General features: G+C 39.1%; 14 protein-coding genes. 4 read left to right on the top strand and 10 right to left on the bottom strand.

Going from position 1 to position 12,158, the window contains the following annotated elements; translation table 11 throughout:
• A partial coding sequence (locus L1D51_RS17400; RefSeq protein WP_239964354.1) for a helix-turn-helix domain-containing protein occupies positions 1–320 on the bottom strand: 320 nt, incomplete at its 3' end.
• A gap of 38 nt (positions 321–358) precedes the next feature.
• Between L1D51_RS17400 and tnpA the strand changes: the two genes are divergently transcribed.
• Complete coding sequence (gene tnpA, locus L1D51_RS17395) at positions 359–754, top strand: IS200/IS605 family transposase (RefSeq protein ID WP_239964352.1); 396 nt, start codon at positions 359–361, stop codon at positions 752–754.
• Between the two features lie 394 nt (positions 755–1,148).
• On the top strand, positions 1,149–1,640 hold the full coding sequence (locus L1D51_RS17390) for a hypothetical protein (RefSeq protein ID WP_239964350.1): 492 nt from the start codon (positions 1,149–1,151) through the stop codon (positions 1,638–1,640).
• Between the two features lie 94 nt (positions 1,641–1,734).
• Here L1D51_RS17390 and L1D51_RS17385 read toward each other — a convergent pair whose 3' ends face one another.
• From L1D51_RS17385 to L1D51_RS17355, 7 genes are all read right to left on the bottom strand, one after another.
• The gene (locus L1D51_RS17385; RefSeq protein WP_239964349.1) at positions 1,735–2,970 is read right to left on the bottom strand and encodes a type II toxin-antitoxin system HipA family toxin; all 1,236 of its coding nucleotides are present in this window, start codon (positions 2,968–2,970) and stop codon (positions 1,735–1,737) included.
• Positions 2,963–3,238, bottom strand: coding sequence for a helix-turn-helix domain-containing protein (locus L1D51_RS17380; protein ID WP_036973834.1), 276 nt, complete (start codon positions 3,236–3,238; stop codon positions 2,963–2,965). The genes L1D51_RS17385 and L1D51_RS17380 overlap by 8 nt, the downstream gene beginning before the upstream one ends.
• Positions 3,239–4,339: 1,101 nt before the next feature.
• Entirely contained in the window at positions 4,340–5,047 is a 708-nt protein-coding gene (locus tag L1D51_RS17375; protein ID WP_239964348.1) for a hypothetical protein, read from the bottom strand.
• 19 nt (positions 5,048–5,066) lie between these two features.
• Positions 5,067–5,882, bottom strand: coding sequence for a hypothetical protein (locus L1D51_RS17370; protein WP_239964346.1), 816 nt, complete (start codon positions 5,880–5,882; stop codon positions 5,067–5,069).
• Between the two features lie 16 nt (positions 5,883–5,898).
• Positions 5,899–6,258 (bottom strand): hypothetical protein, encoded by a 360-nt coding sequence (locus tag L1D51_RS17365; RefSeq protein ID WP_239964344.1) that lies wholly within the window; start codon positions 6,256–6,258, stop codon positions 5,899–5,901.
• A 1-nt stretch (position 6,259) separates the two neighbouring features.
• A complete protein-coding gene (locus L1D51_RS17360; RefSeq protein ID WP_239964343.1) occupies positions 6,260–7,453 on the bottom strand; it encodes a hypothetical protein in 1,194 nt (397 codons plus the stop codon).
• 49 nt (positions 7,454–7,502) lie between these two features.
• Positions 7,503–7,838, bottom strand: a complete 336-nt coding sequence (locus tag L1D51_RS17355) for a hypothetical protein (RefSeq protein WP_239964342.1) — start codon at positions 7,836–7,838, stop codon at positions 7,503–7,505.
• Positions 7,839–8,082: 244 nt separating this feature from the next.
• On the opposite strand from L1D51_RS17355, the gene L1D51_RS17350 reads away from it, so the two are divergent.
• The gene (locus tag L1D51_RS17350; RefSeq protein WP_239964340.1) at positions 8,083–10,383 is read left to right on the top strand and encodes a hypothetical protein; all 2,301 of its coding nucleotides are present in this window, start codon (positions 8,083–8,085) and stop codon (positions 10,381–10,383) included.
• A 461-nt stretch (positions 10,384–10,844) separates the two neighbouring features.
• Here the strand turns inward: L1D51_RS17350 and L1D51_RS17345 are convergent, their stop codons facing one another.
• Both L1D51_RS17345 and L1D51_RS17340 read right to left on the bottom strand, forming a co-directional pair.
• Positions 10,845–11,219: a hypothetical protein gene (locus L1D51_RS17345; RefSeq protein ID WP_239964338.1), complete on the bottom strand. Its 375-nt coding sequence runs from the start codon at positions 11,217–11,219 to the stop codon at positions 10,845–10,847.
• A 110-nt stretch (positions 11,220–11,329) separates the two neighbouring features.
• Complete coding sequence (locus L1D51_RS17340; protein ID WP_239964336.1) at positions 11,330–11,755, bottom strand: hypothetical protein; 426 nt, start codon at positions 11,753–11,755, stop codon at positions 11,330–11,332.
• Between the two features lie 243 nt (positions 11,756–11,998).
• On the opposite strand from L1D51_RS17340, the gene L1D51_RS21780 reads away from it, so the two are divergent.
• A partial coding sequence (locus tag L1D51_RS21780; protein ID WP_338127951.1) for a phage integrase N-terminal SAM-like domain-containing protein occupies positions 11,999–12,158 on the top strand: 160 nt, incomplete at its 3' end.

Genomic DNA, 12,158 nt, shown 5'->3' with positions numbered 1-12,158 from the left:
ACTTTATGCTTTGGAAAGCGCTGCAAACGAACCTTTGAAAAAGCATTCTTAACAGCCGTTTCTAAATCGCGAGTAACCTGCTGAGCCGCTGCTGAATCAAAAGATTTAATCCACGCAAACTCTTCGAAAGGCTTTAATTCCTTAAGAAGCGAGGCCATTTCTTTGTAAAACAAGAACGTCTTATCGTACTCATATCGACGCATATTTTCAGACAACAACAGATTCCAAATGCCACGCGCTGTCGCACCAAACTCAATAAGCTTAGCTTCTTGCTCTGGGGTAGGATTTAGCCTGTAGTTGTATCTGAGCGTCTTTTTCATATGCTGTATAGACTACTGTATAAGGTCGAGTTGTCAAGTTGGAATATGAAACTAAATCTCACTGCAAATATTTAATTGCACTTCATTTTATTCTGGTAGTTAAGTACAGAAAACCTTTACTAAACGGAAATCTGGGTGAGTTTGTTAAGAAAACGGTTTTCGATGTTTCTCTATCTTCTGACTTCAGGATCGAAGAGATTGAAATAGATAAAGATCACATTCATATGCTGATTACAATCGGCACTCGATATTCTGTAGGCCAGTACGCAAGGAGGATTAAACAAGCGACAACTACTAAAATCTGGAAATCATTTCCTTACCTCAAAAACCAATTTTGGAAAGAGAAAACATTTTGGTCTGATGGATACTTTGTGTGTTTTGTAGGAAATGCTAGTGCAGAGATAATACGAAAATATATTCAAGAGCAGGGGTGACACAGATTCATCCCCGCGACATCACTTCGCTCTGATCACGGGGTTTTCTCGATAAATCTATCGAGCAATTAAAGATTAAAGTTCCGTGTTTGCCTTTTCGAGATTTTAAGCCTCCGATGTATAAATGTGACTTTAACGTACCTTTTACAGAACAGATTAGCAATGTTAATGATCCTGATGTAATTTCCGTACAGCAAGGAAAGCGCGCATATATAAAACTTGGGCAAGAGTCGCTTAATTCAATACAAGCCGCAGATATTAAAGGTAATGCTTTCACATTAGACAAAAAAATCAGAAAATACTTGCCTCTAAAGTTGCAATTGGTAGCTTTGAAAGTGGCGTTTTAGGAGCGTATATCCTAGATGATGGCTCAGTCTGCTTATACGATGTGATCATGCTAAATGGTACTGAGATTAATTCTAGCTATAAAGATAGACAGAAGTCATTAAAAGGAATGTTTGGCCATAAAAGTGGATTTACTTACCCGGATACGCTTGAAGCAAATACAGACCTTAAATCTCACCCTGGTAGACATTTTATTGTTAAAGACAATAGTGTGCCATGCTTGGATAGCAGAACCTTTGTAATACCAAATTTTTACAGTGTAAAAGTATTGATTGAGGAAAAGTATAGCTATAGACCAGGTTATTATAAGGTAATGTTTACACCACCTGAAGGATACGAGTCTATCGGTGATTTATGTCATCCTCATGAAGAGTTGTATGCTAATACACAAATTCAAATAGCTTTTAAGGAAGTGGAAAACGGTAAACCAGTTAACTTTTGGTTTAGCCCAATTCAATATAAATATAAGCTAAATTATGATGAAGCTGGCACCGAAATTTGTCAGATAAGTCAGCTTTCATACTTTTGGTATGGGCCTTAACAGGCGGCTCCTATTTTAGGCTAAAAATAGTATAGATCTCTCAACTTATCTGACATTTGCAAAATAAGGCATGACAATTTTAATTATCCTGTATTTAAAGCGCCTTAAACTTTTCTATCATATCATTATCAATCTCATTGATTAGATTAGATGACAAACCCAAATGCTTGGCCTCATGCCTAAACGAGCGCGTTGCTTCAAATATTTCTTCAGCCATAGTCATAATCGCTTTTTTTGAAGACAACCCCGACTGAGCAGCTAGCTGATTTAGTACATTCTTTGGTGTTTGGCCATTACCACCAAAAGCCGTCATATGCTCTTTGTAAGGATTTGGGCTGTAAACAATGTCGTAGAAAGGTGATAGCGTCCAAACATCGGAGTCACTGGCAAGAAAACTGAAGTTCTTACTATGATCATCTTGGTTAACAGTTAAATAATTAAACATGCAACGCTTAATGAGCTTCTGAGACTCTGTAACACTGCACATGATGCGCGTAGCTTTTACTAAATCCACATAGTCCAAAGAAGGTTCTCGAAAAGGGGCATCTAATAACCCACAAGCAGAAATCATATGAATTCGACCACCTTGCTCTGTGCAATCAAATCGCTCCTGCTCTAGCCAATATCTTCCATTACCCGCATCAATTAAATCAAACTCAGGAACCTCGATGCCAACATTACGAGCAATTTGCATGTAGCAATATTCAACTATTGATTCAGAGTGCTTCAAGTCAAACTTTTCTGATGTAAGCTTTACTATAAGCTTTGTGCCTTGTACGTCGTCTAATGTTGAATATTGACCATTCGATAAACGCGTAACGTTCATTTTGGGCCTAGCACCACCCGAACCACCCGTTTTCATCAAGTGCTCAAGCAAAGCTGACTCAGTGCCTTCAAATTCTTCAATCGCAGCTCGACCGAGGGCAATAATATCAATTGAATCCTCGGACTCATCAAGTAAATCTAACTCTGGCTCATAGCTCAACGCCCCCATACATCTCTCACCTAGGTAGGCCAAACGTTCTAAAGCGGTAACTGTTTTTGGGTTCCGATTGTTCTGCCTAAATACACGATCCATGAGATAAAGACCCCAACCATCAGGGAGGCTGTCTGCAAAAACTCCATGGATGCCATAATGCGGTTTTCTAGGCGCAACTTGAAGGCTTGTGTCTGCTTTTAAATTGAACGGGGCCAAAGAAGTAGAGTGAGCGTTTAAATACGTCTCGTCAAATTGAAAGAAGCTTTGTTGACTATTTTCAACAAGCTTGCCGACAAGCACCTTTTCACCGGTGCTAAGCTTACGCCTTACGGTTAGGGCAGATTTAAGCATGTCGTAGCACATCCTCTATTGATTTGAATTCAGGCTCACACGACTTTGTTAGCTCTTTCACTTTTTTCAAGTCTCCGACGGTCTCATAAAGCATTAGAAACTGGCGTAATGAGATGTTACCAGATGATTCAAACTTTCGGATCGTCGCATAAGGCACGCCAGAGAGATCGGCTAACTTCTGAACACTGAGTTTGTCTTTTTTTCGAGCTGACTTGATAAACTCTTTGAGATCCATCTGCAAATCATAAGCAGTATAAAGGGATAACATACACACCTCCAAATATGTCACTATAGTATCAATTATAGCATATACAATGACATTATTTGTTACTATTGTGACACATATGAAATGGTGTTGAAGATTGTTTCATAAAGAGACAATATAAAAGTCTTCACCGATGGTGAATAAAGTTGCTATTATAGTAACAAAAAATAAGATTATCAGTTAAATTTGTTACTATTGTATCAAAAAGTGTCAAGATTAGAATTCTGCCTTATAAATAAATCTGTGTATTCACTGTCTTGATAATTAAACCTACACCTCCCATTATTTCTGGTGATGACTTTGGCTTTAGGCATTGATCCTATTGGTATTAAAAAGGGTTCTACTGAAACTCTTCTAGTTAAATTTGTGTAAGAGTTGAACGGGTGAATTTAATAAAGGTTCAAAATAATTGCTACTACCAAGTCTCAATCGAGCTACAACTGAGTATTTAAGTATTAAAGATCACACTAGGGAGCTTGAGCAGTGACAATCTTGACCATAAGAAAAACTCATCTTTGGACAAAGAAGAGTTAGAGCCAAAGGACGGTTTTGTACCATGAGCGGACATCGAAGATTTTAATGTCTTAAGTCAAGATTTGTAACTTATTGGGTGTCTAGTAAACTATGGGAGGTCCAAACATACCCAAGACAATTTATTAAAAATTAGTTTTTACACAGTCTGTACCAGTAACTGACCTTTAATTTTGTATTTGAAACTATGCTGTGTAGGTGGCGAAGCCACGACACTCGACATAAATGATCACGAAACCCAACTTACCTCTTTAGCTCTGAAAATCGCATCAACACTATACACATAGTGTGGTGGTGGCCAAACTTCATAATTGCGAGCAAATAAAACTGGTTAGCGACGGCAACACCTAAGCTAAGCGCAAAAACGACGAATGCAAACAAATGCAAGTTCGGAGTTAAAGTTGGGATGGTATTCTGTGGTGCGAACGCCAGTGTAACTGGATTGAAAAAATCTTTAAGCCAGGTGGCATAAAATGAGTGGCGCTTTTGAGATTATTGAGTTGAGGCTGACTGTATGACAGCCAGCCTCATGAGCGCTATAGATTTGACCATGCTATAGAAAACATTCGACCCCTAAAGCCGAGAAATCAGAGAAGCCAAACCACCTTCTAATTGCTCAATGACACCCACTGTAAATGGGTCCTTGCCGATAAGGTTCCCTTTTGTCAGACCAACGACTTCGCCTGAAGATGTAGTACAAATGCCTCCACTTTTGCTCGGAGCAGAGGGCTCTTGTGTCACAATACCTGTTATTTGGCTTGTCAAAGCTGCTATATGTCGTTGTTCAAGGATTGAAACGACGACACCCGAAGGTTGTTCAAACATTGAAAAACAATATAGCAACTGCGAAAGCACAAGTTGCCCATGCTGTTTCTTAAACACTTCTACAGGTGTGCTAGAAAACAGCTGAGACTCAAAATCTAAATTTGCCTCAGGGAGTAATTTTGCAACAACAACATCTGTCTTCGGTATTGTAATGACCACCCCTAACTTTGCACTCAACGAGTTTGCCCCTTGCTTGAGAACAATGTCTTGTTGCAAAGTGTTAAAGCCATGCATAGATGACAGAAGGTAGTACCCGGTTTGCGCTTTAATCAACGTACCAGTTAAAACGTTTTTACCGTTGTCAGTAACAACACGAACAGCGCCATCAGCGAACGATTTAAACGCAAGTGAAACGGATGCCTGCTCTTGTGCTGATTTGTTGAGCTGTGATGTTGTTTCACAACCAATCAGTAGAGCCGCCGTAAATAAGGTTAGTACAAAATTCAAGTTATTCATTATCGTTCCACCATAATAGTTAGCCATTGATTTCGATGTTCATCTCCGAAAAGATGTATTCGCGCCCCCGCTCTGGGGATATGTCGAAGCATAAGTCAAATTTAGCGAAAGCTCGTGTTTCATAATCGATTTCAGAGATTAACCGTTTATAAAGGTCAATCGCACGTAGCATTGCAAGATCTGGATTGGTCATTGCATCAGTCGATTTAAACGTTTTAGCAATGAGCTCGGTAGTGCCACACCGCCGTAAGCTGGCACGATTATTTAAGTCAGAGAAAGTGTATGATGTTTGGCCCCAAAGCAAACCCAATTTAGCGTCCTGTCGCGGCACTGATGCTGATGCCATTCCTACGATACGGACGACTAGGCTGGGTTTTGTCTTTGATTTCAAGTAGAAATCAGCCAGTTTTGCAGCAGCTTTCAAAACACCATAGTAAACACTATCAGTACTATGAAAAAAATTGCCAGGTTCGTAGTTGATCTTCACCGGATTTATCTGAAGCGTAACACTTGAGTCTGATGCCTTTTTGCCTGTTGTTTCAACAACTCGAATTTCAACTTCTGAGAGCCCATTGGTATCAGTAATACTATGCGAAGTTTCTCGCACATTTTTTAATGCTGAAGGATCATAATAATTCGCGATTTCACGTGTCAGAATTTGGCCAGAAACGCCTAGACGTATTAATTCGCCTTTCATGATTTTAAGCTCGGTTTTAGCAGCGGTTTGATCAAGCTTTGTGACACAACCTTTTTCTGTACATGCATTAGGTTTATTGTATGAACAGCCACTACTCACTGCTAGGATAGCAGCCAATAATAAATTTTTCTTAAACATAAAAATGCCTCATCAGTTAATGAACTACAGTTAAAGTATTGACATCTAAAAGGATTTTGCCTTTCAATGTGAGCCTGCAAGTAGCAGACGAAAATAATCCCTCAGGACTCGGAGCACTAATACCGTGCATATATACATTCATATTGACGAGATGTAGCTGTACCTCGGTGCCCTTTTTTAAGCAATGAAAGGCTATAGGTTCAGTCTTTGACCAGCGGCCAAGCACCTTAAGAGTGACTTTTCGCAGCTCTTTCGAGATTGTAACTTGCTGAAAAGGCGCATCATAAGGCAGACGAAGAGTAGCCACTTCTCGGTCAATGGTTGCTGCGCTGCACAAACCAGTGACCGAGAAGAGAGCAAGTGTTAATCGCTTCATATTACTTCTCCATCAATGCTGAGTTGTAATAAAGCTCACTTGCAGTATAGGTAGCGCAGCTAATAGGTACTCCGTTTATGTCGTAAGCGTTTACTAACCAATGAGAGGCAGGCGTAGAATATGCTTTGTAAAAGGCACTCCGCTTCGATGCAATCACATCGAGGTCGCCTTTTGAAAAGGTCTGGAAACAAAGGTTATTGCTAGGCTTCTTTATCAACCGTACGACTTTAAAAGCGTCATTGACAGAACAGCCATTTGGAGCAAGAGATTCCGCCTTTGACGAAGAAAATAGCGCGACTTCCACGGTGAAAGGCTCGGTCATATTTCGATATTCGCCTTTTAAGCAGAGCATGCCGGCAGTTCCATTTTCTTCAAGTGGATAGCTGCTTTTGCGCTGCTTCACCATTGCCCGTGTATGAAATGAGCCTCTTCGGAGCGTAGCTTCAAGGCAACTTCCAGAGTTGGCGAAGAGATCGGCGGCGACGAGCCCGATAAGGTCACTTGCCAGTTTGGACGTCTCAATGCTATTTGATTCAACACTAAACCCACCAATACGGTTTCCGTTAAGCTCGATGGAGTTGTTGTTTTGATATGTAGTTACTTTAAACCTAACCTGGATAGAAGGCTGCTCACTCAACGAGTATTTATTTGAGTCAGCGTTCTGAACCGGGAAAGCTGCTGAAAGCTCATACACGTAAAATTCATTTGTCGTACCGCTACCAATTACTAAGCGGTCTGAAGACGACTTGTTTGCGTCTCCAGATACATCTTTAAACCAATTATCCAAATGTAGCTCTTTCACAGCGAAGAATTTAACGGGAAAATCGAACTGTGGAAACATGGCTGACGAAAATCTATGATACTCAGCTCGAATGCGTTGAATCGCGGCATGCTCGTAATAGTATTTGACAGTATTAATAACTGATGAAGCCAATAAAGGGGACTCACTTGCGACAGTAGCTTTAAAAGTTTCAGATGAACTATTCGCTTGGTTGACATTCAAACAGCTCTGTAATTGCAACTTTGTAGCAAATGGATCAATAGCAAACTCTTCGGTACCACGATAAAGAACAAAATCTCCTTTTTGGTATTCATCGTAAGCGTTCTCGGACTTGTGAAGACTTGTGCAGCCAGAAATTTCAGCAATGCTTGCGGTGACGATTGCTGTAAAAGCGATCTTGATAGTAGAGTTCATATCATTATTCTCCAATGAAGGAGGGTGTCCCTACCCTTATTACTGATAACTACTTGATAAGCGTAGAAGTGACTTTTGAGCCGTTTCGGGCGACAACTTTACGCTTCACAGTAGAGCCGGATACGTCAATTTCGGCGTTACACATACTACTTGTGTCGACGACAGACATATCAATGATCCCAAGGTTCGTTGCGAACAAATCATCACTTACGTAAACGTTTGAGATATTGATTTTCTTGCGGCAGGCCGGATTATTTTGAGAAACAGCATCCCCGACGGAACCAATTACGTCATTAGTGATTGCCTTCGTTGAAGCAATAGTTGATGTTACTGGCATGAACAACAAAGCTACTGTAGAGATTGTGAGAATAATGGATCTACTCATGATTGTTTCCTTAAGAGAATTAGAGAAGTACATTGCCAAGCTTTTGGCTTAAAGCTTCAATATCAGAAGCTCTAAATTCACTGTAGAAACCAACTAAGAGATTTAAAAATAAAATGCGCAAAATATTTCACTTGTGTATCTAATATTTAGATACACATTTATCTATATTTTAGATACATTTGTAACCATAAAGTAAATACAGATTTCTCTAAATGAGCGATTTTAAAAGAGTTGGGGGTGATAAGTGGATCAGAGAGAGCTATCAGAAATAGAACGTCGAGTTGAAATAGTTATTGCATCTTTTATTGATGATTTTCTCCTTCGAAGCGAACCAAGAATTTCACCAATCGAGGTTTTCAACAAAATACTGTCGTTGGTTCAAATTCCTTTAACCTTTGGTGTAGGTATTGATACCGTGGGGGGGCCAGAAAGCAAGATATATTGGTTTGCAGGTGAAGAGGGTTCTGCATCGGCCATCGACACCAAGTGGAAAGAACATAAAAATAACAATGAAATTAAACCTTTCAGCATGTTTGGTGCGAGAGATCTTCGAGACCGTAAATTCATTTTCTATGTTTACCAAGTGCTTCCTCGTGAAGGGGAATCAGAAATGAAACCGATATCATCTGAAGAAAATCCAAGCAAGGATCGGTCCTCACATTTAGTAAGACTCACGATACAATCGTTTATAGACGCAATAGCACAAGAGCCAAATCGTGGTATTAACAGAAGCTTTATTGATGCGATAGCAAGTGGGCATAGTGAATTTCTTGGCGTAATTGGTGCACAATATCAGCTTGAAGAACACGCTTCGAAAATTAAAAAACAAAAATCAGCTATTGCAAAATACCGCCAACATGAAACCACAGAATCAACAGAACCCTTTGATTTATTCCAGTGGTATGAGCAAAAAGATGGAATAGCAGATACGTTATACAGCCCTAAAGTTAGAAACTATGCGCGATCTGTTAGACGTTTTAATGAGACAGTAAAACACGATCAGTTTAATTTGCCAGATTTTGTGTTATTTGCCAGATCGAACTATATAACTGGGGAGTACCGATTTAACAAAGCATTCAATTATCGACTCAAGGTGATGATGGGGGAGCAACAGCGTTCCGATATTAAAAGCTTTTTCCTTATGCTTAATGGGCACCTGACACACGGTACAAATCTGGATAGCTTAGGCATTGGCAGATATAAAGATATTCAACAGATCGATGATAACCCTGAACGACTCGAAATAATGGAAAGCTATGACCGCCTATTCTTTGATGTAATGGAGGGACGCTTATGTATTGATTCAACAGGAGCTATAAGTAAAGGTGATGGTGATAGCGAAAGAGCTGTTGAATCACTGCTAAATATTTTTCTGAGCGAATTCGAAAAAGAAGCTGCTTCATTTTCTGACGCGTGCTTCGTGACAGGATTAATATTTTATCGCTTTCCATTCCTTGCGGGAGGTCTACGCAGAATTGAAAATAATTTCCCTGCCGGAGGGGCAGGAGGGAAATTTAATGTCAGTATGATGAGAATATGCATAGCTCATTATGTATTTGAAGCGATGAAACCGAAGAATCAACATCTAAGGGCCGGAGAGACAGTTGCATTGGTTCTATTGCCAATCTATGTATGGTCGAGAATCCCCATCGTTATCGCACATGTCGTTACTTCATCATCAGATCCGGGTCGACTATCTAGTCATTCCGTATGGCATCAAATATTTCACGTGACACAAAATTTGGGACGCGAATTAAAAAGACACTTTCGCAAAGCGTTTGAAACAGAATTTATACACTTAGTGACAGACAAAATTATTCAGTTATTTACACAATTAATATCTGAAAAGTGTGACATCGAAAAGGTCACTCAAGCTGTCGACATTCTAAGCGAATTCTTTGGCCAGCGCTCTTTTGATTTCCCATATCCACAAGTGAGAGTCTCCATACGCAGTAAGACAAACATAAAATATCTTTTGAGTGAGTCTGACATTCAATTTGCTGGGTTCATCATTAAGCTAGAAGTCACCGAAAATAAAAGTTACCCATATTCAAGAGCATATAAAACATATAGTGGTGACATTGAGAGGTTAAAGAGAAAGCTGATTGGATCTTTGAAGAACGATCTTCAACATCTAAACAATGAAGTTGTCGTTGAAATCGTCAAGCGTACCAACTTTAGACTACGACCTCACAATGATTGTTGTTTAGTTAACAACATTTTAAATGAGTACGGGATAAGCAAAGGTTTAATGCGTAAAATCGATACATCGAGACTTAAAGTGCAAGAAATGCTTGAGGCCGCTCGTAAAGGCTTGAATCCAGTGGATGATTATGACAAGAGAGCCAACCCGGCTACGCCAAATCCAGGGGCTTACTTAGAATATTACTTTGGCGAATACCTGAAGAAATTCGGCGCAGAAAAAAATAACATAACCTTAAACGAACTGAGGAAAATTTTATCCGAAAGATCTTATCAAGCTGTCAAACAGCATTATTACAGACGAAAAGAGAAGCTTTCCGATATTGTACCTAAATATTTATAAAATGTGTTTACTAAAGATAAATGACATATTTAGAAGCAATCTAGCAAAGCTTTTGCTAATTCAATTCAAACTACCATAAACCTTAAAGCGATTCATTGCGTCGTTTTGATGATCGATAGATATAACCAGTTTCTGCATCATGCCAGCCTTGAAGCGAGGGAAACTACAACGCCAACCAAACGATGCAAATCTATGCTTCATAGCAATTGTTTGTCGTGACTATAAACAATATAACGCAAAACAAGTGTATCTGATGGATCCAAATACCTCATTTGCGACGCTCGAGTAAACTCACTTTGGGGCAAAGGCGAGTTATATTTATAACTCGTCTATGGACAAAAACACGTTAGAGTATTTAATCAGTAACGCCGTAATAAACGGCACAAAATAGCAGGCTAGACTTAGCGACGAAGGAGCACAAGCCTGCTGCTTGTGTCCCTTCATGATGGCTTTGTTATAACTCAAATCCACACGAAATACTCATATTTTTTACCACGGTCGTCTTGACCGAACGCTCGAATATTTATTTGACGAGTTTTTGTTAAATAAATTTCTGTTTGGTATTCAACCAAATGATCTAAGGATACCCCAAGACTATTTGCTAGTTTTGGCAACCACTGCTGATAAAAGCTTATTGATTCTTTAACTCGTTTGGTTAACTCGGGATTACTTGCTTCGATTCGAGGAATCCATTGAATGATGACTTTTTCACCAGATTTTTGTTGAGCAAGTTCAAATAAATCTTCATATATAAACTTACCGTCAACGTAATTACAACCTCCTACAAAGGAATGCGTAAAGTTGTGAATTAATGGCTTGAAGTTCTTGTACTTCACGATTCTCGACCTTGAGTTATAACGCCTTACTAATGGGCGCATAAATGTTTGGCTAAAATTAGCGACGAAGGAGCGCGAGCCAAGCGTTTTGCGTCCTTTTGAGTAACTTGTTATACGTTTTTATGCCATTTTAATGATTTAATTACTATTAATGCTTCATTACTAACTCTTAAATGTTTAAATGACTCTTCGTTTTCTTGAGCGTTACCAACCATTTTGAAGCGCTCATTTAGCATAAACACAAGTTCCTCTGACATTTTTTTGATATTTTCATCCGAGGAATCTTCAATATTTAACTTGTTTTGTTGAATCAAAGCTTCTAGGAAAACGCTACAAGTTGCTCTTTTATTTTGAAACGAAGCTTTCTGCCACGCTATAGCATTTGCTGATTGCAAGTTGCCACCAACTTGCCAGTTTCCAGAATCAAACTTAGCAGATTTCTCATGAGAGATTTTTACAGCTAATTTTTCAAACTCGGGAGTTGCTTCAGAGCAACCTGTAATTAATAGCGTGAGTAGCAATATTCTTAAATTCATAGTCATTCCTTTATAAACGTATAACATGTTTATAGCGAGCTAATCGCGCGTTTTTCTACCACAGCGTAGCTCGTTTTTCTTATTAGATTATTTCTAACAAACTTGTTAACTAATTACCAGTGTTATTAAAATTTAGGAGTTCTCGCTTTTACCTCAGGATAAAAACGAACGATTGGGTCGTTTTCTTGACTATACGAGCGACTGAGCTAAAACTGTATATATATACAGCTTAATTTCAAAGGAATGAAAATGAAAACTCGCTCTCCTTATTTAAACTACATTGCAGACTATATGCTCATTCGTCAGTATTCATTAAGAACAATTAATGCTTATTTAGGTTGGATCGCAAAATTTATTCACTTTCACAACAAACGTCACCCAAGCTCAATGGGAGATGCAGAAG

The organism is Pseudoalteromonas shioyasakiensis, assembly GCF_022398475.1.
Lineage (GTDB): Bacteria > Pseudomonadota > Gammaproteobacteria > Enterobacterales > Alteromonadaceae > Pseudoalteromonas.
Note: the sequence above shows the minus strand (reverse complement) of the source record. Positions and strands in the feature narration are given on the sequence as shown.